At 63.6% G+C, this 24895-nt stretch carries 12 protein-coding genes; 11 read left to right on the forward strand and 1 reads right to left on the reverse strand.

From position 1 onward, the window contains the following. The first annotated feature begins 248 nt into the window (after positions 1 to 248). The 11 genes from ACCQ16_RS09005 to ACCQ16_RS09055 all read left to right on the forward strand — a co-directional run bounded on the left by ACCQ16_RS09005 (position 249) and on the right by ACCQ16_RS09055 (position 23982). Positions 249 to 3185: a TonB-dependent receptor gene (locus tag ACCQ16_RS09005; RefSeq protein WP_014089998.1), complete on the forward strand. Its 2937-nt coding sequence runs from the start codon at positions 249 to 251 to the stop codon at positions 3183 to 3185. 338 nt (positions 3186 to 3523) lie between these two features. After that, positions 3524 to 6244, forward strand: a complete 2721-nt coding sequence (locus ACCQ16_RS09010) for a TonB-dependent receptor (RefSeq protein WP_218539630.1) — start codon at positions 3524 to 3526, stop codon at positions 6242 to 6244. A gap of 111 nt (positions 6245 to 6355) precedes the next feature. Continuing rightward, a complete protein-coding gene (locus ACCQ16_RS09015; protein ID WP_277572924.1) occupies positions 6356 to 8611 on the forward strand; it encodes a WD40/YVTN/BNR-like repeat-containing protein in 2256 nt (751 codons plus the stop codon). An 88-nt stretch (positions 8612 to 8699) separates the two neighbouring features. After that, a complete protein-coding gene (locus ACCQ16_RS09020; protein ID WP_218535558.1) occupies positions 8700 to 10616 on the forward strand; it encodes a sialate O-acetylesterase in 1917 nt (638 codons plus the stop codon). Between the two features lie 11 nt (positions 10617 to 10627). Then, complete coding sequence (galD, locus tag ACCQ16_RS09025; RefSeq protein WP_033478848.1) at positions 10628 to 12370, forward strand: GH35 family beta-galactosidase GalD; 1743 nt, start codon at positions 10628 to 10630, stop codon at positions 12368 to 12370. A gap of 101 nt (positions 12371 to 12471) precedes the next feature. Next, positions 12472 to 15375 (forward strand): TIM-barrel domain-containing protein, encoded by a 2904-nt coding sequence (locus ACCQ16_RS09030; RefSeq protein WP_372380318.1) that lies wholly within the window; start codon positions 12472 to 12474, stop codon positions 15373 to 15375. Positions 15376 to 15466: 91 nt separating this feature from the next. Next, the gene (locus ACCQ16_RS09035) at positions 15467 to 17839 is read left to right on the forward strand and encodes a glycoside hydrolase family 95 protein (RefSeq protein ID WP_218559829.1); all 2373 of its coding nucleotides are present in this window, start codon (positions 15467 to 15469) and stop codon (positions 17837 to 17839) included. Further along, positions 17836 to 19329, forward strand: a complete 1494-nt coding sequence (gene xylB, locus ACCQ16_RS09040) for a xylulokinase (protein WP_071118199.1) — start codon at positions 17836 to 17838, stop codon at positions 19327 to 19329. Before ACCQ16_RS09035 ends, xylB begins: the two co-directional genes overlap by 4 nt. A 46-nt stretch (positions 19330 to 19375) precedes the next feature. After that, on the forward strand, positions 19376 to 20713 hold the full coding sequence (gene xylA, locus ACCQ16_RS09045; RefSeq protein WP_277572926.1) for a xylose isomerase: 1338 nt from the start codon (positions 19376 to 19378) through the stop codon (positions 20711 to 20713). 85 nt (positions 20714 to 20798) lie between these two features. Next, positions 20799 to 22226: a sugar porter family MFS transporter gene (locus tag ACCQ16_RS09050; RefSeq protein ID WP_008571269.1), complete on the forward strand. Its 1428-nt coding sequence runs from the start codon at positions 20799 to 20801 to the stop codon at positions 22224 to 22226. Between the two features lie 256 nt (positions 22227 to 22482). After that, positions 22483 to 23982 carry an MASE1 domain-containing protein gene (locus tag ACCQ16_RS09055; RefSeq protein ID WP_277572927.1) on the forward strand — a complete coding sequence of 500 codons (1500 nt, stop codon included), beginning with the start codon at positions 22483 to 22485 and terminating at the stop codon, positions 23980 to 23982. Here the strand turns inward: ACCQ16_RS09055 and ACCQ16_RS09060 are convergent. Further along, complete coding sequence (locus ACCQ16_RS09060; protein ID WP_029819235.1) at positions 23966 to 24400, reverse strand: hypothetical protein; 435 nt, start codon at positions 24398 to 24400, stop codon at positions 23966 to 23968. The genes ACCQ16_RS09055 and ACCQ16_RS09060 overlap by 17 nt on opposite strands. Between the last annotated feature and the right edge of the window lie 495 nt (positions 24401 to 24895).

A 24895-nucleotide genomic window follows, 5' to 3' on the forward strand; every position in this document is an offset into this window, starting at 1 on the left:
CGTCCCTCGCTATTCCGCAGCGGAATAGCAGCCTGTGAAATTTTCATTGGCTGGCGCTGCGTGGTGCGCCTATACGTGTGAGCCAGATCGCATGCTGAAGCGCACGTAACGTCGGGCACGCGATCGGCGGCCAAGCCGCCTGCTGGAGGGAATTGACGGGCGACATCGCCCGTTTTTTGCGTGATCACGCCGCGCGTCTGCGCGGCGACAACCCGTTTCAATCGTCTTGCGTCCTGGGAGGGATTCAGATGTACCAGTGTTCCAGCCATGCCTCGGCAGGTACGGGCGTGTTCGCCCGTCGTTTGCCTTCGTTGCGCCGTTCCGCCATGGCCATCAGCATCGGGCTCTTGCTCGCTGCGCCGGTCTATGCGCAGCAGGCGCAGTCGTCCCAGAATGCTTCCTCGAGCACCGCGAGCAAGGCCACCGACCTGGATGCGGTCGAAGTGCGCGGCGTGCGCGCCAGCCTCATCAAGTCGCAGTCGATCAAGCACGATGCCGAACAGATCGTCGATTCGGTCAGTGCCGAGGACATCGGTGCGTTGCCCGACCGCAGCGTCACCGAAACCCTGCAACGGGTGAGCGGCGTGACCATCGATCACTTCATGGCGCGTAACGATCCGGACCACTTCTCTGCCGAAGGCAGCGGCGTGATGATTCGCGGCATGACCCAGGTGCGCGGCGAGCTCAATGGCCGCGACAGCTTCAGCGCCGCTAGCGGCCGCGGTCTGAGCTTCGAGGATGTGCCGGCCGAACTGATGGCAGGCGTGGACGTCTACAAGAACCCGTCGGCCGAGATCATCGAAGGCGGTCTGGGCGGGACGGTCAACCTGCGCACGCGCATGCCGTTCGACCAGCCGGGCCGGGTGATCGGTGCGACCGCCGACGTGAACTACGGCGATTTCAGCAAGACCTACAAGCCATCGGGCTCGTTTCTCTTCAGCGATCGCTGGAACACCGGCCTCGGCGAGATGGGCTTGATGGTGGATGTGGCGCATTCGGAACTGGCCACGCGCAGCGATGGCATCCAGGTCGAGCCGTTCGTGCGTCGCACCGATGCGGCGCTGCTGGAAGGCACCAGCTTCGACAAGGTCTACGTGCCTGGCGGCGTCAACTGGCGGCAGCTCGATTTCGAGCGCAAGCGCAATGGCGTGGCCGGCGCGTTCCAGTGGCGGCCTAGCGACGACACCGAGATCTACGTGCAGTACATGCGCTCCAGTTACGACATGAACTGGCAGGAGCGCGCGGCGTTCTTCAACGACGACACCAACGCGATTGGCCCGGCCCCCGGAACGCAATTTACCTACGATGCCGACGGCCGCTTCGTCAGTGGCTCGCCGGCATCCAGTTCCTGGCGCGGCAACGTCACCGGCAACGATGGCGTGCGCTTCTACACCAACAACCGCTACGCGCAGCAGAGCACGACCACCTCGGATTTGTCCGGCGGCTTTACCCACAAGCTCACCGGCAACCTCACCGTGCGCGGCGATATGCAGCTGGTGCGCTCGGAAAGCGATTCGCTGGACTTCACCCTGTTCGATTCGATCTACCTGCCGGGCCTGACCTTCGATCTGAGCGGCAAATATCCATCGGTCGGGATTGCCGACAGCACCTACACCAGCAACCCCTCCAATTATTTCTGGAGTGCGGCCATGGACCATCTGGCGAAGAATCGCGGCCGCGAACTGGCCACGCGCTTCGACCTGGAATACGCATTCGACGACAGTGCCTGGCTGCGCACCTTCCGTGCCGGCATCCGCGCCACCGACCGCACCCAGATCAACAAGAACTCCGGCTACAACTGGGGTGTGATCAGCGATAACTGGGCGCAGATTCCCGACACCGCCAATGGGACCGGACTGGCCGATCTGGCCACCTACATGACCGGCACCTCGCAGCTGTATTCGTATTCCAATCTGTTCCGCGGCAAGATCGATGTGCCCAACAGTCTGTATTTTCCGAGCAACGCCGCAGTCAAGGACTACGCCGGTACCTCGAAGATGATCGAGCAGATCGTGGCGCTGCGCGGGTCGGGCTGGGCGCCGGACAAGTACCAGCTGCAGGACATCAACCGCCAGTTCGAACGCACCCAGGCCGCCTACGCGGTGATGTACTTCGGCAACGACGAAGCGCTGGGCGTGCCGGTGGACGGCAATATCGGCGTGCGCATCGTGCAGACCAAGACCGAGGCAAATGGCTACGGCCAGTTCCCCGACCTGTCGGGAAGCGCGGGTTCGGAAGAGCTGCGCGAGCAGTACACCGGGCAGTACTTCGCCAACAACGCCAAGGGCAGCTACACCAACGTGCTGCCGAGCTTCAACATGCGCTTCAAGTTCTCCGACGCGCTGCAGTGGCGTATCGCCGCATCCAAGGCGATGGCGCGCCCGGACTACACGCAGTTGCAGCCGTACCTGCTGCTTGCGGCAAACACCGAGTCCAACGGCACCGTTTCCAGGTGGACCGGTACTGCCGGCAATCCGAATCTGCAGCCGATGAAGGCCAATCAGTACGACACCGCGCTGGAGTGGTACTTCGACACCAGCGACATGATGTACCTGACGTTGTTCTACAAGAGCGTCAAGGATTACTTCTCCAACCAGACCGTCACCGAAAATTACGGTGGGCAGGACTGGCTGGTGACGCGTCCGTACAACATGGACAAGGGGCGCATCCGCGGCTTCGAATACGGCTACACGCAGTTCTTCGATTCTTGGCCGGGTTGGCTGAGCGGGTTCGGCGTCAATGCCAACTTCACCTTCGTCGACAGCAGCGGCGGCGCGAACACCGCCACCGACCCATACACCCAGACCACCGTCACCGGTGTGAGCCTGCCGCTGGAAGGCTTGTCGCGACGCAGTTACAACCTGGCCGGCATCTACGAAAAAGGGCCGCTTTCGTTGCGCCTGGCCTACAACTGGCGTTCGCGCTATCTGCTCACCGCCAGCGACGTGTCGACCAAGTTGCCGACCTGGTCGGACGATTACGGCCAGCTCGACGCCTCGGCGTTCTATCGCTTCAACCCGCATGTGCAGCTCGGCGTGCAGGCCAACAATCTGACCAACACGGTGACCAAGGTGTTGATGGGGCCGACGTCCTACACGGGGGGCGAGGTCGATAACCATCTGTATACGCGCAGCTGGTTCGTCAACGATCGGCGCTACTCGCTGGTGCTGCGCATGAACTGGTAAGTGCGGGCGATCACGCAGGCGACGTGCGCGGGCTCTCAGAGTTGAGCCCGCCACGTTCAATCTTGCGCCGTCACCCTGCGATGCCAGAGTTGCCGGGTTTTCTGGGGTTGTTATAGTTTTAGCGAATACCTTTCCAGGAATATTTCATTGGTCTGGCATGACGGCCGCGCCCTATGCTCCGGCCGCAGCTACCAGGTAAGCCCGCTCGGGTTTACACCGCATCTACGCAGCCACGGTCTTGCCGTCGGCAGATGCCAAGCCAGCACCAACGACGGGTCGGGCGCTCGCGCACCGGCCCGCTAAAAACTAGAAGTACATGCGTCCTGGGAGGGAGCACCATGTCAGTGCAACATCGCCACATTCCGGCAGGCCGGACTGTGGGTCAGCGTTCGATCCGTGATTTCCGCCGCTCCGTGATGGCCATCAGCGTGGCCACGCTGCTGAGCGCGCAGGCCTATGCGCAGGATGCGACCACCACCGCTACGCCGGCCTCGGCTGCGACCACGCAACAGCTGGACACCGTGCAGGTCACCGGTACCCGCAGCAGCGTGACCAAGGCGCAGTTGGTCAAGCAGAACGCAGAGCAGATCGTCGATTCCATCGTTGCCGAAGACATCGGCAAGCTGCCCGACAACAATGTGGCCGAAGCGCTGCAACGCATCTCCGGTATCCAGATTTCGCGCAACTATGGCGAAGGCAGCGCGATCGCCATCCGCGGCCTGACCCAGGTACGCACCGAACTCAATGGTCGCGACATCTTTACCGCCAACGACGGCCGGGGCCTGAGCTTCGAAGACGTGTCTGCCGAATTGCTCGGCGGCGTCAACGTCTACAAGAATCCGTCTGCCGACATGATCGAAGGTGGCCTGGGCGGCACCGTGGACCTGCGCACGCGCCTGCCGTTCGACTACGACGGCCGCAAGATCGCCGGCAGCGTGCAATACAACTATTACGACCTCGCCGACGACGGCAAGCCGGCGTTCTCGGGCCTGTTCAGCGATCGCTGGCAGACCGGCATCGGCGAGATCGGCATCCTGGTGAACTACTCGCAGCAGAAGAGCCCGTTCCGCCAGGACACCATTTCGATCGAGCCGTGGTACACCCAGACCGATCTGCCGGGCTACGAAGGGCAGGGCGTGTCGGTGCCGCACGGCGCCGGCATCAACACCACCGTCGGCGAGCGCGAGCGCAAGACCGGCGCCTTTGCGATGCAGTGGCGTCCGAACGATGCAGTGGAGGTCTATACGCAGGTGCTGCGTTCGGACTACGACTTCAGCTGGCACGATTATTCGTTCTTCGCGCTGACCGGCGCCAACCCGATGCAGGGCTTGCCTGGCATCCAGGTCAATAACCGCAACGAGTTCGTCAACGGCTCGTTCCAGAATGTGCCGACCGAATCCAATACCAGCCTGACCGAGCGCCACTCGGTGACCACCGATTACTCGCTGGGTGCCAAGTGGACGGTCAACGAAAAGCTGACCCTGAGCACCGACTTCCAGTATGTCGATGCCACCACCACCGGCACGCGCTACATCCTGTCCACCGGTCAGGTCACCAGCCCGCAGTTCAACGTCGATTTCCGGGGCGATCTGCCGCGCTTGTCGGTGACCGATGCCAGCGGTGCGGAAGGCTACCTGGCCGACGTCAACAACTACAACGGCTGGCGCTATCACCTGGACAACAAGGACGACAACAAGGGCACCGAATTCGCCTGGCGTTCGGATATGGATCTGGCCTTCGACAGCGACTTCGTGCGCAGCTTCAAGGCCGGCGTGCGTTACACCGACCGTGATGCCGAGACCAAGGGCAACATCTATCGCTTCATGTGCATCAACAACTGCGACGGCGCACCGTTTTCGCAGTACCCCGGCATCGGTGTGATGACCAATCCGATCACCGACTTCTTCCGCGGCCAGAGTCATGCCTTCGGGCCGACCCTGACGGCATCCGATGCGGCAGTGGCGAACTATCAGCAGACCCTGGCTGCCTTCGGTGCCAGCCCGCTGGAATTTGCCCCCAACAACATCAACACGCAGAACGAGAAGACCTACGCGGCGTATGGCGTGCTGCGCTTTGGCGTGGATGGCGACATTCCGTTCGATGGCAACATCGGCGTGCGCGTGGTGCGTACCGAAGTGGGCTCGCAAGGCGTGCGCACCGGCACCGATGCCGAAGGTGGTGGCCTGATTCCGGTGGATGCGCAGCAGACCTACACCGACGTGCTGCCCAGCTTGAACCTGCGTTGGATGCTGAGCGATCAGCTGCAGTGGCGGTTTGCCGCCTCGCGCGGTATTTCGCGTCCGACCTTCGACAAGCTCAACCCGAACCTGAGCCTGAGCACCGGCACCTCGAACGGCGCTTCCACTTTCACCGGCACCGCGGGTAACCCGAGTCTGGAAGCGGTCAAGGCCGACCAGTTCGACACCGCGCTGGAATGGTACTTCGGCCAGGGCTCGATGATGTACGGCACCCTGTTCTACAAGAAGGTGGAAGGCTTCATCGCCAACGCCGTCTTCAACGAGGTGTACGACGGCCAGGTGTGGCAGATCACCCGTCCGGTCAATGGCGATTCGGGCAAGATCCGCGGCGCCGAACTGGGTTACACGCAGTTCTTCGACTTCCTGCCGGGCTGGTTGAGCGGCTTCGGCCTGCAGACCAACTACACCTACGTCGACAGCGAGGCGCCGAGCCCCACCGCCACCGACACCAACGGCCAGTCGCTGACGGTGCCGCTGGAGGGCCTGTCCAAGAACAGCTACAACGCGATCCTCAGCTACGAAACGGCGCGCTTCCAGGGCCGTGTGGCCTACAACTGGCGCAGCGACTGGCTGGTGACCACAGCGGGCAACGGCACCGGCAACCTGCCGGTCTACAACAAGGGCTTCGGCCAGCTGGATGCCTCGCTGCGTTTCAACATCAATGATGTGTGGTCGATTTCGCTCGATGGCGTGAATCTGCTCGATACCCGTCGCGAAAGCTATCTGGGCACCGAGTCGCGCTACCGCGATTTCGTGATCAACGATCGTCGGTATGGCCTGACGTTGCGGGCCAGCCTGTAGAACGCGCCGTAGGAAGTGCGTCGCCGGTCCGGCGAGCTGTGCAGGCAGCTCGTTGGGCCGGTGTTTTTCCTATCGATGGCCAGGCCATCGATCGCGAGGGGAGCCGGAGGAATGATCGCCGTGATCGATCCGCCTACTAAGCGCCGTTTTTCCGCAGCACATGCGTGGCTGACTGCTGTCTGCCTGACGCTGGTGGTGCTCTTCATGCCGTCCGAGGGATCTGCGGACGAGCCCGGCACGCCGGCACCGTATCAGTGGCACAGCGTGGCCATCGGGGGGGGCGGTTTTGTCACCGGCGTGCTGTTTCATCCCGCCGAACGCGATCTTGCCTATGCACGCACCGATGTCGGTGGTGCCTATCGCTGGGACGCGCAGGCGCAGCAGTGGGTCGCGCTGACCGATTGGTTGGGGGCCGACGACTGGAATCTGATGGGAATCGACGCCTTTGCGGTCGATCCTGCCGACCCGAACGCGCTGTACCTGGCTGCTGGCACCTACATGCACGAACGCGCCGGCAATGCGGCTGTGTTGCGTTCGTTCGATCGCGGGAAGCATTTCGAACGCGCCGATCTGCCGTTCAAGCTCGGTGGCAATCAATTGGGCCGCGCCAATGGCGAGCGGCTGGCGGTGGACCCGCACGACGGCCGTGTGCTGTTGCTTGGCTCGCGTGATGCAGGCCTGTGGCGCAGCGACGATCGCGGCGCGCACTGGACGCGGGTGGAGACCTTTCCAGCCGATGCACTGGCAGGGGCCACGGCACGCAACCATGTCGGAAACGAACAGGCCGTGGGCATCGCCTTCGTCGTCTTCGACGCCGCCAGCGGCCGTGCTGGCAATCCGACACCACGCATCTATGTGGGCGTTTCCACTGCGCAAACCAGCCTGTACGTCTCCGAAGATGCGGGGCGCACCTGGGCGGCCGTGGCCGGGCAACCCAAGGGGCTGCGCCCCAACCACATGGCCGGTAACAACGCTGGGCAGTGGTACCTGAGCTATGGCGATCACCCTGGCCCGGATCTGATGGCCGGTGGCGCGCTGTGGAATTACGACGCGACGCAGGGCCGCTGGCGCGAGATCAGCCCGATCCCGCAACCGGCGAGTGGCGATGGCTTCGGCTGGGGGGCGGTGGCAGTGGATCCGCAACATCCGCAGGTGCTGCTGACCAGCACCTTCCGCCGCCGCGCGCCGCGCGATGAGGTGTTCCGCAGCGATGACGGCGGGCGCAGCTGGGTTCCGCTGTTGGCGGGTGCGCAGTTCGATCACAGCGCCGCGCCGTGGACCGCGCACGCAACGCCGCACTGGATAGGCGCGCTGGCGATCGATCCGTTCGACGGCAACCACGCCCTGTTCGTCACCGGCTACGGCATCTGGGCCTCGCGCAACCTGCAGACGTTTTCAACGCAGCCGCCGCTGCAGTGGTGGTTCCAGGACCGTGGGCTGGAAGAAACCGTGCCGCTGGATCTGCTCAGCCCGATGGCCGGTGCGCACCTGCTCAGCGCGCTGGGCGATATCGATGGCTTCCGGCATGACGCGTTGGACACCGCACAGTTGCAGTATCTGGGCCCGCGCCTGACCAATGGCGAAAGCATCGACGCCGCCGGCCAGGCACCGCAGTGGGTGGTGCGCAGCGGCACCGTGCGCGATCGCCGCAACAACGAGATCCGCGCGCTGTATTCGCAGGACGGTGGCACGCACTGGGCTGCATTCGCCAGCGAACCGCCGCGCGGGCAGGGGGCAGGCACCATTGCCATTGCCGCCGATGCATCGCAAGTGGTGTGGGTGCCGGACCAAGGCGGGGTGTGGCGCACTGGCGATTTCGGCAAGCACTGGCAGCGCGTGCAGGGCTTGCCCGATACCGCGGTGGTGGTGGCCGACCGCGTCGATGCGCAGCGCTGGTATGCGGCCGATCGGGTGAGTGGGCGCCTGTACGAAAGCAGCGATGGTGCGGCCAGCTTTCGCGATACCGGGCAGCGGGTCGGCACCCCGGCGCGCGATGAACGTGCGCGCCCGCAACTGCGGCCCGACCCATGGCGTGCGGGCGTGGTGTATCTGGCCAGCCCGACGCTGGGCGTGATGCGTTGGCAGAACGGCCAGTTGCGCACGCTTTCCAAACCCGATGAAGCGCGCTCGTTGGGCATCGGCAAGGCGCTGCGTGCCGGCGCGCCGGCGGCCCTGTATTTGGCCGGGCGCGTGGCGGGCGTGGATGGCATCTTCCGCTCCGACGACGAAGGCGCCCATTGGCGACGCATCAACGACGATGCCCATCGCTTCGGCAAACCGTATGGCGTGACCGGCGACCCGCGGATTGCCGGCCGCGTGTACTTTGCCACCGGTGGCCGTGGCATCTTCTATGGCGATCCACGATGAGCGCCGCGTCGCTGCGCGCGTCATCGCGCTGTCTTACCGTGTACGGCGCTGCGCGCCGCCTGGCTGCGCCGACTTTGGAGATCACTGCATGACCGCTTCTTTCGTTCGTCGTGGCTGCCTGCTGGGCCTGGTGCTGGTCAGTCCGGCGGCCTGGGCGGTGCCAACGCTGCCGCTGCTGTTCGCCGATGGCGCCGTGCTGCAGCGCGATCAGCCGATGCCGGTATGGGGCTGGTCTTCGCCCAACGCCGCGATCACGGTCAGCTTCGACGGCAAGCGCGCCACCGCCAAGGCCGACGCAACAGGGCAATGGAAGGTCAGGCTGCCTGCGCACGCTGCCGGTGGCCCCTACGTGCTGCGTGTGCAGGGCGACGGGGGGGAGCTGCAGGTGCGCGAGGTGCTGGTCGGCGATGTGTGGCTGGCCAGCGGGCAATCGAACATGGAATGGCCGCTGGCCCAGGCCAGCGACGGCCCGCAAGCGGTGGCCGCTGCCAACGATGCGCAGCTACGGCATTTCAAGGTGCCCAAATCGTGGTCGGTGCAGCCGCAGACGCGCCTGACCGGCGGCGAGTGGAAGGCCGCAACGCCTGCCAACGCCGGTGAATTCACTGCGGTTGGCTATTTCTTCGCCAAGGAGCTGCGCGCCAGCACCGGCGTGCCGATCGGCATCGTCAACAGTACCTGGGGCGGCAGCGCGATCGAAGCGTGGATGGACGCTACGTCGTTGGGCCTGAGCGCCGATCAGAACAAGGGCGCGATCGAGGCGATCAAGCAACGCGACGCCGCAGCGCAGGCCGCCACCGGCAAGCGCATCGCGCGTTGGCCCAAGGTGGAAGGCGAGATGCCGCAATGGCGCGAAGCGGCGTTCGACGACAGCGACTGGGACAGCATCCCGGTCACCAAGCAATGGGAATCCAGCGGCTACGACGGCATGGACGGCATCGCCTGGTATCGCACGACCATGACGCTCAGCGCTGCCGAGGCCAAGGCCGGCATCACCTTGGGCGTGGGCCAGATCGACGATTCGGATACCACCTACGTCAACGGCCAGCAGGTCGGCAGCACCGAAAAGCAATGGAACCTGCCACGCGTATATCAGGTGCCGGCTGCAGCGCTCAAGGCCGGCGTCAACCACATTGCGGTCCGCGTGGAAGACCTCAGCGGCGGTGGCGGCATGCATGGCCCGGATGAACAACGCTTCGTGCAGACCAGTGCCGGTGCCAAGCGTGCGCTGGGCGGCTGGAAATTCCGCCCGGCCGCGGTACGGGTGTCGTTGACCGACAACAAGAATCAGCTGCCCACGTTGCTGTACAACCAGATGATCCATCCGCTGCAGCCGTTCCCGGTCAAGGGCGTGATCTGGTACCAGGGCGAAACCAATGCCACCGACACCGGCGCGGTGAAATACCGCGAGCAGTTCGCAGCGATGATCCGACAATGGCGTGCCGAGCGCGGCGACAAAACGCTGCCGTTCCTGTGGGTGCAGCTGGCCAACTTCAAGGCCGGTGGCGACACGGGTGAGCTGAGCCCGTGGGCACTGTTGCGCGAGTCGCAGTCCAAGACGCTGGCGCTGCCGGCAACCGGGCAGGCGGTGATCATCGACATCGGCAACCCCACCGACATCCATCCCACCAACAAGCGCGATGTCGGTCATCGCCTTGCGCTTGCTGCACGCCATGTGGCGTACGGCCAAACGCTGGTGTACAGCGCGCCGGTATTCAAGCGCGCGCGCTTTGACGGCGGCAAGGCGGTGCTGAGCTTCGACTTGCAGGGCAGTGCGCTGCAGGTGCGTGGCGGCGGTGCCGTGCAGGGATTTCGTATTGCCGGCGCCGATCACCGCTTTCACCCGGCCAGCGCGCAGATCGAGGGCGACCGCGTGATCGTGCGCAGCGATGCCGTCGCCACACCGGTCGCGGTGCGCTACGGCTGGAGCGAAAACCCGGACGACGCCAACCTGATCAATCGCGACGCCCTTCCTGTTTCCCCCTTCCGCACCGATACCTGGTGACACGGAGTCTTATGTCCATGCATTCCCCCGTTGCACGTGCCATGTCCCATTCCAGCGCACGGCGTTGCCTGCGCCCGCTGCTGCTGTCCGCGCTGACGCTGGCCCTGGCTGGCTGCCAATCTGGCGACAAGGGCGATGCCGGCAAACCTGCTGCAACCAACGCTGCTGCAAGCACCGCTGCGGCAACGCCGGACAACGCGCAGGCGCCGGCTGCACAGACGCCCATGCCGCAGTTCGTCAGCAAGGACGGCAAGCATGCGTTGATGGTCGACGGTGCGCCGTTCCTGATCCTGGGCGCGCAGGTCAACAACTCCAGCAACTACCCCGGCATCATGGACAAGGTGTGGCCGGCCATGCAGGTGCTCGGCCCCAACACCGTGCAGGTACCGATCGCCTGGGAACAGGTGGAGCCGGAAGAAGGCAGGTTCGATTTCTCCTTCGTCGATACGCTGCTGGGCCAGGCGCGCGAGCACAAGGTACGCCTGGTGCTGCTGTGGTTCGCAACCTGGAAGAACAATGGCCCACAGTACGCGCCGCATTGGGTCAAGACCGATAACCAGCGCTTCCCGCGCGTGGTCACCCGCGAAGGCAAGTCGATCGGTTCGTTGTCGCCGCATGCGCAGGCCACGCTGGATGCCGACCGCAAGGCGTTCGTCGCCTTCATGCGGCACCTGAAAAAGGTGGACCCGCAGCACACCGTGATCATGATCCAGCCGGAGAACGAGGCGGGCACCTACGGCAGCGTGCGCGACTTCTCGCCGATGGCGCAGGAGCTGTTCGACGGCGCAGTGCCGGACGAGTTGATCAAGCGCATGAACAAGCAGCCGGGCACCTGGGCGCAGGTGTTCGGTGCCGATGCCGACGAAATCTTCCACGCGTGGTCGATCGGCCGTTACATCGACCAGGTAGCCGAAGCGGGCAAGGCCGAGTATCCGTTGCCGATGTACGTCAATGCCGCGCTGCGCGGCCCGTTCAATCCAGGCCAGCCCGGCCAGTACGCCAGCGGTGGCCCCACCGACAACGTGCTGGATGTCTGGAAGGCGGCCGGCCCGCATATCGACCTGCTGGCGCCGGACATCTACATGCCCGAATACCGCATGTACACCACGGTGCTGGAACGTTACGCACGCCCGGACAACGCGTTGTTCGTGGCCGAAACCGGCAACCGCCCGGAATACGCGCGCTATCTGTACCCCACGCTGGGCCATGACGGCATCGGCTGGTCGGCCTTCGGCATCGACTACACCCGCTATTCCAACTATCCGCTCGGTGCCAAGCACGTCAACGAAGAGACGCTGGCGCCGTTCGCGCTCGGGTTTCAGGCGGTCAGCATGGGCATGCGACCGTTCGCCAAGGCCGCTTCCGAAGGCAAGCTGCATGGCACTGCCGAAGAACCCGGCCAGGCCGTGCAGGAGCTCAAGCTCAACGACCGTTGGAGCGCCACCATCACCTATGGCGTGCCGCAGTTCTGGTTCAAGGGTGACCCGCCGGGTAACCCCGAACCGATCGGCGCCGCGTTGATCGCCGAGCTGAGCCCGGACGAATTCCTGGTGACCGGTTATCACGCGCGCGTGACCCTGCATCCGGCCAGCGATGCCACCGCCAACATGATCTACGACCGTGTCGAGGAAGGTGTGTACGAAGGCAACGATTGGAAATTCCAGCGCAACTGGAATGGCGACCAGACCGATTACGGCGTCAATTTTTCCAGCGTGCCGCAGCTGCTCAAGATCAAGCTGGCAACCTACAAATAATCGCGCCTGCCACAACGCCGCGATGCCGCGACGGCATCGCCTCGCCTTACCCATGCGCTGCCGCCGCCGCGGCACCGTTTCGTCATTCAAAGGGAGTGATCATGCAAACCACCATCCGTTCCGCCGGTGCAGTGCCTGCCAACCGACGTACGCCACTGGCCCAGTGCCTGGCCTTGTCGCTGGCCCTGTTGGCAAACGCCGCGCATGCGCAGGAAGTACGCAAGGCCGCCGATGGCGTCACCGTGGTGCCGAGCGCCAAGGGCGCCGCGCCGGTGCGCCTGCAAGTGGTCGACAGCGGCATCATCCGCGTCAGCGCAGACCCGGACGGCGATTTCGCGCGCAGCCCCAGCCTGATGCGCGTGCCGGTGCAGGGCGACACCGCGTTCCAGATGGCCGAGCAGGGCGACAGCGTGCAGCTGAAGACCGGCAAGGTCACTGCCAGCATCTCCACCGTCGATGGCCATGTCAGTTTTGCCGATGCCAACGGCAAGCCGGTGCTGTCGGAAGTGGCCGGCGGGCGCAGCTTTGCGCCGTTGAAGGCCGAGGGCAAGCAGTACCTGAGCGTGCGCCAGCGCTTCCAGTCGCCCGCTGACGAAGCGCTGTACGGCTTCGGCCAGCATCAGCAGGGCTGGATGAACCAGAAGGGGCGCAACGTCGAGTTGCAGCAGAACAACATCGACATGGCGGTGCCGTACCTGGTGTCCAGCCGCAACTACGGCCTGCTGTGGGACAACAACTCGATCACCCGCCTGGGCGACCCGCGCGGCCTGCAGCCGCTGCCGAAGACGCTGAAGTTGTACGACGCCAAGGGCAAGGCCGGCGCACTGACCGCGCGCTATGCGATCAACGGCAAGCAAATCCTCGAACGCCGCGAGAGCGAGGTGAACTACCAATACCTCAGCGATCTGCCCAAGTACCCGAAGAAGGCGATCACCAAGGACAAGAACAGCCGCATGCAAGTGACCTGGGAGGGCGAGATCGAAGCGCTCACCGGTGGCGAACACACCTTCTCGCTGTATTCGAGCGAATACGCCAAGTTGTATGTGGACGGCAAGCTGGTGATCGATCGCTGGCGCCAGAACTGGAACCCGTGGAACCACGAATTCAAGCTCGATCTCGAGCCGGGCCAGCGCCACACCGTCAAGATCGAATGGGACCTGATCGACCCCAGCTACATCGCGCTGCTGCATCGCGACCCGCTGCCGGCCGCCGAAGCGAAGGATCTGTCGTTGTGGTCCGAAGCCGGCCAGATGATCGACTACTACTTCGTCTCCGCCGATTCGTACGACCAGGCAGTGGCCGGCTATCGCGAACTCACCGGCAAGTCGACGATGCTGCCCAAATGGGCCTACGGCTTCTGGCAGAGCCGTGAGCGCTACAAGAGCCAGGACGAGCTGGTGGGCGCGGTGGCCGAATACCGCAAGCGCAAACTGTCGTTGGACAACATCGTGCTCGACTGGTCGTACTGGCCGGAAGACGCCTGGGGCTCGCACGATTTCGACAAGCAGCACTTCCCGGACCCGGACGGCATGGTCAAGGCCGTGCACGACATGCATGCGCAGATCATGATTTCGATCTGGCCCAAGTTCTATCCCACCACCGCCAACTACAAGGAGCTGGACGCTGCCGGTTTCATGTTCAAGCGCAACGTGGAAGTGGGCGAACTGGACTGGATCGGCAAGGGCTACAAGAACTCGTTCTACGACCCGTATTCGGAAAAGGCGCAGGCGATCTATTGGCGCCAGATCAACGAAAAGCTCAACAGCAAGGGCTTCGATGCCTGGTGGATGGACGCCGACGAGCCGGACGTGCATTCCAACCTGGACATCGCCGAGCGCAAGGCCCGCACCACGCCCAACGCGCTGGGCTCGTCCACCGAATACTTCAACTCCTACCCGTTGCCGCACACGCATGGCGTGTACGTGGGCGACCGTGCGGCCGACGAGAAGCGCGTGTTCATCCTCTCGCGCAAGGGCTATGCCGGCACCCAGCGCAATGCGGTGGCAGTGTGGAGCGGCGACATCGTGTCGCGCTGGGACGACATGCGCGACCAGATCTCCGGTGGCGTGAACATGGCCCTGTCGGGCCTGCCCAACTGGACCTTCGACATCGGCGGCTTTGCGGTGGAGAAGCGTTATGAAGACCAGGATCCGGCCCACCTGCCGGAATGGCGCGAGCTCAACACGCGCTGGTTCCAGTTCGGTGCGTTCGTGCCGATCTTCCGGTCGCACGGCCAGTTCCCGTACCGCGAAATCTGGAACATCGCACCGGAAGGTACGCCGTTCTACGAGAGCATGGCCTACTACAACCGTTTGCGTTATGCGTTGCTGCCGTACATCTATAGCCTGGCCGGCGACACCTACCAGCGCGATGGCGTGATCATGCGCGGCATGATGATGGACTTCCCGAACGACCCCAAGGTCCGCGACATCAACGACCAGTACCTGTTCGGGCCGGCGTTCCTGGTCGCACCGGTGACCCGCTTCGGCGCCACCTCGCGGCAGGTGTATCTGCCGGCCGGCAGCAGCTGGCTGGATTTCGCAACCGGCAAGCGTTACGAGGGCGGCCAGAGCATCGAAGCTGCCGCGCCGATCGAGCGCATGCCGTTGTTCGTGCGTGCCGGTTCCATCGTGCCCACCGGCCCGGTGCAGGAATACGTCGACCAGGTGCCGGATGCACCGCTCACCGTGGTGGTCTACACCGGCGCCGATGGCCAGTTCTCGCTGTATGAAGACGATGGCAAAGGCTACGGTTACGAGAAGGGCGAGTTCAGCCGCATCCCGCTGGTCTGGAACCAGGCCAAGGGCGAGTTGAGCATCGGCAAGCGCGAAGGCAGCTGGACCGGCATGCAGGCCAAACGCACCATCAACGTGCGCTTCGTCGACGGCCCGCGCGCCGATGCCGGTGCGCTGGAACCTGCGACCGACACCAGCATCCAGTACGACGGCAAGCCGGTCAGCGTGTTGCAGCGCAAGATTGCGTCGGGCAAAGCGCGTCGTCGATGATCGCAGGCTGTCTTCAGTCAATGAGCACCCAGATGCCGGAACGCCGCAAGGCAGGCGCGCGCGGTTCCGGTCAGTCAGCACGGCGGTTGCCGTGCTGAGCCGTCGTGAGCTGTGCAAGGCAACCGGGGCCGCCATTGCGGTCCTTGGCGCCGTGCCGGCGGCTGCACAGGCCGCGCAGGCTTCGAAAAAAACCGCGCTCCCGCCCGTCGCGGCAGCGCAGGCCCTGCAGCTGTGGTATCGCGAGCCGGCCAATCAATGGGTGGAAGCCTTGCCGGTCGGCAACGGGCGATTGGGCGCGATGGTGTGGGGCGGTATCGCCCACGAGCGCCTGCAGCTCAATGAAGACACGCTGTATGCAGGCGGGCCCTACGATTCCACCAGCCCTGACGCACTGGCCGCGTTGCCGCAGGTGCGTGCGCTGATCTTCGCCGGGCGCTACGCAGAGGCCGAACAACTGGCCGATGCCAAACTGCTCTCGCGCCCGCTCAAGCAGATGCCGTACCAACCGTTGGGCGATCTGCTGCTGGATTTCGATCGCGCCGACGGCATCAGCGACTATCGCCGTCAGCTCGATCTGGACACGGCGGTGGCCACCACCACGTTCCGCTCCGGCGGCGCGGTGCATCGGCGCGAGGTGTTCGTCTCTGCGCAGGCGCAATGCATCGTGGTGCGGCTGTCGTGCGACCGCCCCGGCGGTATTTCGGTGCGTGTGGGCATCGATAGCCCGCAAACCGGCGAGGTCACCGCCGAGCAGGGCGGTTTGCTGTTCAGTGGTCGCAACGGCAGCTTTGCCGGCATCGAGGGCAAGCTGCGATTTGCATTGCGGGTGCTGCCGCAGGTGCGCGGCGGCAAACTCAGCCAAGTGCGCGACCGTCTACGCATCGACGCGGCCGACGAAGTGGTGTTGCTACTCAGCGCCGCGACCAGTTACCAACGTTTCGATGCGGTCGATGGCGATCCGCTCGCATCGACCGCCGCATGCCTGCGCAAGGCTGCCAAGCTGGATTTTCCCGCGTTGTTGCGCGCGCACCTGGCCGATCATCAACGCCTGTTCCGGCGCGTGGCGATCGACCTCGGCAGCAGCGCGGCCACGCAGCTGCCTACCGACGAACGCGTGCAGCGGTTCGCCGAAGGCAATGATCCGGCACTGGCTGCGCTGTATCACCAATACGGACGTTACCTGCTGATCTGCAGCTCGCGGCCCGGCACCCAGCCAGCCAACCTGCAGGGCATCTGGAACGACCTGATGCAGCCGCCGTGGGAAAGCAAGTACACCATCAACATCAACACCGAGATGAACTACTGGCCCAGCGAGGCCAACGCATTGCACGAATGCGTTGAGCCGCTGGAAGCCATGCTGTTCGATCTGGCCCAGACCGGCGCGCGCACCGCCAGGGCGATCTACGACGCGCCGGGTTGGGTGGTCCACAACAATACCGATCTGTGGCGCCAGGCCGGCCCGATCGACGGCGCGCAATGGAGCCTGTGGCCGCTGGGCGGCGTATGGCTGCTGCAGCAACTGTGGGACCGCTGGGATTACGGCCGCGACCGCGCGTACCTGAGCAAGGTCTACCCGTTATTCAAGGGCGCCGCCGAATTCTTCGTTGCCACGTTGATGCGCGATCCGCAGACCGGTGCGATGGTGACCAATCCGTCGATGTCGCCGGAAAACCAGCATCCCTTCGGTGCGGCCGTGTGCGCCGGTCCCAGCATGGACGCGCAGCTGCTGCGCGATTTGTTCGCGCAATGCATCGCCATGAGCAAGTTGCTCGGCATCGATGCGGAGTTCGCCCAGCAATTGGCCGCCTTGCGCGAGCAGTTGCCGCCCAACCGCATCGGCAAGGCAGGGCAGTTGCAGGAATGGCAGCAGGACTGGGACATGCAGGCGCCGGAGATCCACCACCGCCACGTCTCGCATCTGTACGCCCTGCATCCTTCCAGTCAGATCAATCTGCGCGATACCCCGGACCTGGCTGCGGCCGCACGCCGCTCGCTGGAAATTCGCGGCGACAACGCCACCGGCTGGGGTATCGGCTGGCGGCTGAACCTGTGGGCGCGGCTGGCCGACGGTGAGCATGCCTACCGCATCCTGCAACTGCTGATCTCGCCCGAACGCACCTATCCGAACCTGTTCGACGCGCATCCGCCGTTCCAGATCGATGGAAACTTCGGCGGCACCGCCGGCATCACCGAGATGCTGCTGCAAAGCTGGGGCGGGAGCGTGTTCCTGCTGCCGGCCTTGCCCAAGGCCTGGCCGCGCGGCAGCGTGCGCGGTCTGCGCGTGCGTGGCGGCGCCAGCGTGGAGCTGGAATGGGAGGGCGGTCGCTTGCAGCAGGCACGCTTGCACAGCGATCGTGGCGGGCGCTATCAACTGTCCTACGCAGGGCAGACCCTGGACCTGGAACTGGGCGCAGGCCGCACCCAGCAGGTGGGACTCAACAACAACCGATTGGTGACGCAATGAGCTTGTATGTAGGACTGGATGTGGGCACGCAGAGCGTCAAGCTGGTGGCCTACGATCCGCAGGATCGCGCCGTGGTCGCCACCATCGCCGCGCCCATGGAGCTGATCAGCCGCGACGACGGCACCCGCGAACAACAGGCGCAGTGGTGGATCGACGGCATCGTGCATTGCTTTGCGCAGCTCGATGGCGAACAGCGTGCACGCGTGCGCGGTATTTCCGTCTCCGGCCAGCAGCATGGCTTCGTGCCGGTGGCCGCCGACGGCAGCGTCACCGCGCCGGTCAAGCTGTGGTGCGATACCAGCACTGCGCTGGAATGCGATGAAATCATGGACGTCGTCGGCGGCGCCGCAGGCAGCGTGGCCGCAGCAGGCAACCCGATCATGGCCGGCTATACCGCCTCCAAATTGCCGTGGACGCGCAAGCATCGCCCCGAGGCGTATGCCGCGATGACCACGGTGATGCTGCCGCACGACTACATCAACTTCTGGCTCACCGGCGAGCGCTTTGCCGAAGTGGGCGATGCCTCCGGTACCGGCTGGCTCGACGTGCGTACGCGGCAGTGGTCCGAGCGCATGCTGAGCGCAGTGGATGCCCAACGCGACCTGCGCGATGCGTTGCCACCGCTGGTGGACACGGGCGCGGTCTACGCGTTGTCCGATGTCGCCGCCCAGGCATTGAATCTGCCCGCCGGCGTGCGTGTCACCACCGGCGGCGGCGACAACATGATGGCCGCCATCGGCACCGGCAACGTGGTGCCCGGACGTCTGACCATGAGCCTGGGCACCTCCGGCACCTTGTTCGCCTATGCCGATCATCCGGTAGTGGACGATGAGGCGCGCTGGGCCGCGTTCTGCTCCTCCAGCGGCGGCTGGCTGCCCTTGATCTGCACGATGAACTGCACCGTCGCCACCGAGGCGGTAATGCGCATGTTCTCCATCACCCGCGACCAGACCGAAGCGATGATCGCCGACACCGCGCCGGGCGCCGACGGTCTGGTGTTGCTGCCGTTCTTCAACGGTGAGCGCACCCCGGATCTGCCGGCCGCGCGCGGCTGCCTGTTCGGAATGGATCTGCACAACACCACCGCCGCGCATTTCTATCGCGCCGCGATGGAAGGTGCGACCTACAGCCTGCGCAACGGCTTCGATGCCTTCGTTGCTGCGGGGTTGCAGTTCGATACCATCCTGCTCACCGGCGGCGGCAGCAAGAGCGCGCAGTGGCGGCAGATGGTGGCCGACATCTTCAACCTGCAGGTCGTCGTGCCGACCCAGCCCGAAGGCGCTGCGTTCGGTGCCGCGCTACAGGCATTGTGGGCCTGCGAGCGCGCCGATGGCGGCGATGCCGCGTTGGCCGACGTGGTGCTGGAGCACCTGCAGGTGGACGATGGGCTTGCCGCACAGCCCAACCCGCAGCGCGTGGCCCAGTATCAGCAGCACTACCAGACCTTCCTCAAGCACCTGCATGTCGTCAGTCCGCTCTATGCCGGTTGATCGATAGTTTTCTACAACTCCCCCAGCAGCAAGGACTTCACACCCCATGAGCAACACCGTGTACATCGGCGCGAAAGAATATTTTCCCGGCATCGGCAAGATCGGCTTCGAAGGCCGCGATTCGGACAACCCGCTCGCGTTCAAGGTCTACGACGCCAACAAAACCATCGGCGACAAGACCATGGCCGAGCATCTGCGCTTTGCCGTGGCCTACTGGCACAGCTTCTGCGGCAATGGCGCCGACCCGTTCGGCCCGGGCACGCGTGCGTATCCGTGGGATGCGGGCACTACCGCGTTGAACCGTGCCGAAGCCAAGGCCGATGCGGCGTTCGAGTTCTTCACCAAGCTCGGCGTGCCGTATTACTGCTTCCACGACATCGACCTGGCACCGGATGCCGACGACATCGGCGAGTACGAGCGCAACCTCAAGCACATGGTGGGCATCGCCAAGCAGCGTCAGGCCGACACCGGCATCAAGCTGTTGTGGGGCACGGCCAACCTGTTCTCGCATCCGCGCTACATGAATGGCGCATCGACCAACCCGGACTTCAATGTCGTGGCGCGCGCCGCCGTGCAGGTCAAGGCCGCGATCGATGCGACCGTTGAACTCGGTGGCGAAAACTACGTGTTCTGGGGCGGCCGCGAAGGCTACGCCTGCCTGCACAACACGCAGATGAAGCGCGAGCAGGACAACATGGCGCGCTTCCTCACCCTGGCGCGCGACTACGGCCGCGCGATTGGCTTCAAGGGCAATTTCCTGATCGAGCCCAAGCCCATGGAGCCGATGAAGCACCAGTACGATTTCGATAGCGCCACGGTGATCGGCTTCCTGCGCCAGCATGGCCTGGACCAGGATTTCAAGCTCAACATCGAGGCCAATCACGCCACGCTGTCCGGCCATAGCTTCGAGCATGACCTGCAGGTGGCATCCGATGCCGGCCTGCTCGGCAGCATCGACGCCAACCGCGGCAACCCGCAGAACGGCTGGGACACCGACCAGTTCCCGACCGATCTGTACGACACCGTCGGCGCCATGCTGGTGGTACTGCGGCAGGGTGGCCTGGCACCGGGCGGTTTGAACTTCGATGCCAAGGTGCGTCGCGAATCGTCCGACCCGCAGGACCTGTTCCTGGCCCACATCGGCGGCATGGATGCGTTCGCACGCGGGCTGGAAGTGGCCAACGCGCTGCTGACCACCTCGCCGCTGGAACAGTGGCGTGCCGAGCGTTACGCCAGCTTCGACAGCGGCGCCGGCGCGGACTTTGCCGCAGGCAAGACCACGCTGGCCGATCTGGCCAAGCATGCGGCCGGCAATGCGCCCCTGCAGCTCAGCGGCCGCCAGGAAGCGTATGAAAACCTGATCAATCAGTATCTGACGCGTTGATGTCCCGTGGCCGGCGGCGCATTGCGTCGCCGGCCGATGGCGGCCACCCCCGTGGACGCTCCCTTGCACGTTCCCAGGTGAACCCATGTCCAGTGTTTCCATTGACGGCGCCCCCGATGCCGGCGAGAACACCCGTTTCATCATCCTGATTAGTTGCGTGGCCACGATCGGTGGCTTCCTGTTCGGCTTCGACAGCGGCGTGATCAATGGCACCGTCGACGGCCTGAAACAGACCTTCCAGTCCACCGCCGCCGAGACCGGCTTCGAGGTCGCCTCGATGCTGCTGGGCTGCGCCATCGGCGCCTTCTTTGCCGGCCGCCTGGCCGACCGCTGGGGCCGCCGCGCGGTCCTGATCATTTCCGCTGCGCTGTTCCTGCTCTCGGCCATCGGCGCCGGTGCTTCGCACAGTTCCGGTTTCTTCATCTTCGCCCGCGTGATGGGCGGCTTCGCGGTGGGGGCGGCCAGCGTCATTTCGCCGGCCTACATCGCCGAGGTCGCCTCCGCGCGCTATCGCGGCCGGCTGGCCACGATGCAGCAGATCGCCATCATCAGCGGGCTGTTCTGCGCGTTTCTGAGCAACTACCTGCTGGCCAACGCCGCCGGCGCTTCCACCGAGCCGCTCTGGGCCGGGCAGGCCGCCTGGCGTTGGATGTTCTGGATGCAGGCGGTTCCCTCCATCCTGTTCCTGTTGCTGCTGCTGGTCATCCCGGAAAGCCCGCGCTACCTGGTGGTCAAGGGGCGCCGCGAGCAGGCGCTGGTGGTGCTCAAGCGCCTGTACGGCAACGCCGCCGCGCAGACCAAGCTGGGCGAGATTTCCGCCTCGATGGCGGCCGACCAGCACAAGCCCAAGTTCTCCGACCTGATCAACAAGGCCACCGGCAAGATCCGCCCCATCGTCTGGATCGGCATTGGCCTGGCGGTGTTCCAGCAACTGGTGGGCATCAACGTGGTGTTCTACTACGGCGCGGTGTTGTGGCAGGCAGTGGGCTTTTCCGAGCAGGATGCGCTGTTGATCAACGTGCTTTCCGGCGGCCTCAGCATCGGCGCCTGCCTGGTTACGGTGATGCTGGTGGACAAGATCGGCCGCAAGCCGCTGCTGTGGATCGGCTCGGCCGGCATGGCCGTCTCGCTGGCCTTGGTGACCTACGCCTTTGCCACTGCCTCGCTGGATCCCAACGGCAAGCTTGCGATGTCCGATGCCATGGGCATGCTCGCCCTGGTGGCCGCTAACGTCTACGTGGTGTTCTTCAACGCCTCGTGGGGCCCAGTGATGTGGGTGATGCTGGGTGAAATGTTCCCCAACCAGATCCGCGGCTCGGGCCTGGCCATTGCCGGTGCCGCGCAGTGGACGTCCAACTTCGCCATCACCGTCAGCTTCCCGATCCTGCTCGGCAGTATCGGTCTGGCCGGTGCGTACGGCATCTACACCGTCGCCGCCTTCATCTCGGTGTTCTTCGTGCTCAAGTACGTCTACGAGACCAAGGGCAAGGAGTTGGAGCAGATGGAGGGCTGATGGCATTTATGCCGATATCGGCATCGAAAACAAAGAAGGCCGCGCACTGCGCGGCCTTCTTTGTTGAGTGAGTCAAGTGAGAGGCGAGGTAACGACAGTCACCAATCGCACCACTGAAGTGCAAGAATATTGGGCAGGGATGGCGCAAAGAGCTGTTGCGCTTATCACTCTCGCGATCTGTGCGCTTCAGCTATACGCGGCGTGGCAAATGGCTTCACACTAGACAAAATTCGTCGACGAACCAGGGAGTGGTTGTATGGCAGTAGCAAGAGAGCTGGCTGAAGGGCTTCTGCTCAGTCTGGGTTATTGCGTTGTCTACTTGCTTGTCTGGCATCTGTCTGTTGATCAATGGTATCTACCGGCTGGCCTGAGGGCTGCGTCGCTTTTATTCATGCCATACCGTCGTTGGCCGTTTCTCTTAGTGGGCGATGCCGCCGCAATGCTCTGGTTGCGTGTCCCGATGTTGGAGACAAGGGATTACGCCCCGATTTGGGCATACCTGAGTCCTTTCCTATTCGCGCCTGCGGTCGCCCTCGCTGTGTCGGGAATTCGCCGTCATACACCAGACGTCATTACCCGTAATCGCATTCTTCCCATCATGGCGATTCTCGCTTTGTGGAGTACGCTGTGTGGCATGGCGTTGAATGTCACGCTTGGTGGCCCGATAGCTAGCTCTCCCCTTGAGATTCTGTTGAGGACTTGGCTGGGTTCATACCTCGGAATTTTGATGTTTTTGCTGCCGGGTTTGCTTTGGTACCGGCGTGCTGAAAGCTATCTTCGCGACGATTTGGTGCGTGACAGTGCAGTTGCCGGATTTGCGATGGCAGCATTGTTTTGCACCGCCAATGTTGTCCCTGAGCCACTCCTGCGACAGGTTTTGATGGCGTCGCTTACTGGGCCAGCAATCGTTCTGACGCTCCGTCATGGCTGGCGGGGAGCCGCGGCTGGCGCCTTGCTGGCAAACCTGATTGCAGCGTTGTCTAGGTCGAAGTACGGAATCGCCGCATATGACTCCGAATTGTTCAGTGTTCAGCTACTGATTGCAGTGATTGCGACGGGACTCTTTGTCCTCGGTTCACGGTTGGCCTCCGCATACACGCAGGCAGGGAGCCAGGAGCAGGCACAACTGGCCGCATTGCAGTTTGCTCAGGCGGGCTATCTGGCTGCAGAGCGCACCCTTCGCAATCGCGTTGTGGATTATTCGGATATAAATGTTCATATAAACCGGTTACGCAAGGATTGTGTCGCTCAACTGCGTGAGCGTGGGCATCACGCAGCAGCCATGGAAATGACCAGAGCAGGAGTCATCGAGTCGCGATTGCTGCATGAGTATGTCGGGGGATTATATCCGCTAGAAATCGAAACGCATGGGGTGTACCAGGCGCTGCGCTCACCCGTACTGGCACGGTTTTATAACACTGAGATCCATCACGCGCTGCGTGGTAATTGTGGCGATCTATCACTTGGCTTGCAGCTGGCAGCGTATAGGTGCGCTCTCAACGCGTTCGAAATGCTTCCCCAAGCTAAGCGGCACCTTGTGCAAGCTCGCACATGGAAAAGTGGTGGTTCACAGGGCGTTGTTATCAGAATCTTCGCTGACAGTTCATTGCTGGATGTAGTGCAGCGCGACACAACTGAAGCGGGTGCCGAATTGCGGGCGCGACTGAAAGCGCATGGCGGCATGTTTCGCCGCCGCCATACGCGAGCCCTGAGTCTGCTAGTCGCCGAGCCCGTCTCGATCACTTCGTCCGTGTGACAATCCAGCGCTCTCCAGCAGTGCCCGGGATGAGATGCACCGTGAAGTTATCGGTCTGATAAACCAATTTTGCGAGCGTTGGTCCCGTCAACGTCGAAACCATCACACGATTGACGTCCTTACCCATCGGCAGCACCCACAGAGCCTCGCCTGCGCGACCAACCGCGCCACGCACTACGCCAGCTGCATCGTTGATCTGTAGATACAGCATGCCCTCGCGTTGAAATTCGTAAATCCGCCAGGTTGGATCTACTGCAAGATTGGTTGCGTCGGGCACGGACTCGCCCAGGCCCGTGGCAGCCAGCGTGGCAACTGTTCCATCGCCTGGGCAGCATGCACTTGCTGAACCGGTAACCGCCAGCATCGCGATGGCGGCGGCGCCTAGGGTCTTAAATGCCAGCTTTGCCTTCACTTCCATGACTTCGCCTTCTCCCGTTCACGGGAAACATTCGCCTGCAATTCAGGCATGCCTACGGTACGTGTTTCTCCGTAGTTTCGTGAGTGACTAAGTCAAAAGTTGCTGCACTTGCCTTGCGTCAATGTGTTGACGCTATCTGGGTGTCAACTCTCCTGGTTGACTTCCATAATTCTTGCTACCTTTTATTTGTATACTGTGGAATGCCGAGAGCTGACAGGATTCGTCATACATTGTGTGTCCCCACTTGCATGGACTTGATGCCACGGTTGTAGAAATTGAGAAGGCAGGTTTTTAAAGTCATATAACTCTGTGGCAAGTAGCGGTTTATTCGAAATGCGTAACCCGCCCACCTGGAAATTATTAGGTTTGCCATTTAAATGCACGATAGTCGGCGAGTCGTCTCGGATCGAATGGGTCACCGGGGTGCATAAGCGACTCATTGCAGTGCTAAAGAAATCGAGTGTCGCGGGTGGTGCGCGCCTTCCGGTTGTGGGA

Origin of the sequence: Xanthomonas sp. NCPPB 1062 (genome assembly GCF_041481705.2) — a bacterium.
In the GTDB taxonomy this organism is placed as follows: domain Bacteria; phylum Pseudomonadota; class Gammaproteobacteria; order Xanthomonadales; family Xanthomonadaceae; genus Xanthomonas; species Xanthomonas euvesicatoria.

Excerpts from the sequence above, each read along its gene's own strand:
- ACCQ16_RS09010 (WP_218539630.1), top strand. The coding sequence starts at position 3,524 with ATGTCAGTGCAACATCGCCACATTCCGGCAGGCCGGACTGTGGGTCAG.
- ACCQ16_RS09050 (WP_008571269.1), top strand. The coding sequence starts at position 20,799 with ATGTCCAGTGTTTCCATTGACGGCGCCCCCGATGCCGGCGAGAACACC.
- xylA (WP_277572926.1), top strand. The coding sequence starts at position 19,376 with ATGAGCAACACCGTGTACATCGGCGCGAAAGAATATTTTCCCGGCATC.
- xylB (WP_071118199.1), top strand. The coding sequence starts at position 17,836 with ATGAGCTTGTATGTAGGACTGGATGTGGGCACGCAGAGCGTCAAGCTG.
- ACCQ16_RS09015 (WP_277572924.1), top strand. The coding sequence starts at position 6,356 with ATGATCGCCGTGATCGATCCGCCTACTAAGCGCCGTTTTTCCGCAGCA.
- ACCQ16_RS09055 (WP_277572927.1), top strand. The coding sequence starts at position 22,483 with ATGGCAGTAGCAAGAGAGCTGGCTGAAGGGCTTCTGCTCAGTCTGGGT.
- ACCQ16_RS09030 (WP_372380318.1), top strand. The coding sequence starts at position 12,472 with ATGCAAACCACCATCCGTTCCGCCGGTGCAGTGCCTGCCAACCGACGT.
- ACCQ16_RS09060 (WP_029819235.1), bottom strand. The coding sequence starts at position 24,400 with ATGGAAGTGAAGGCAAAGCTGGCATTTAAGACCCTAGGCGCCGCCGCC.
- ACCQ16_RS09005 (WP_014089998.1), top strand. The coding sequence starts at position 249 with ATGTACCAGTGTTCCAGCCATGCCTCGGCAGGTACGGGCGTGTTCGCC.
- ACCQ16_RS09020 (WP_218535558.1), top strand. The coding sequence starts at position 8,700 with ATGACCGCTTCTTTCGTTCGTCGTGGCTGCCTGCTGGGCCTGGTGCTG.
- galD (WP_033478848.1), top strand. The coding sequence starts at position 10,628 with ATGTCCATGCATTCCCCCGTTGCACGTGCCATGTCCCATTCCAGCGCA.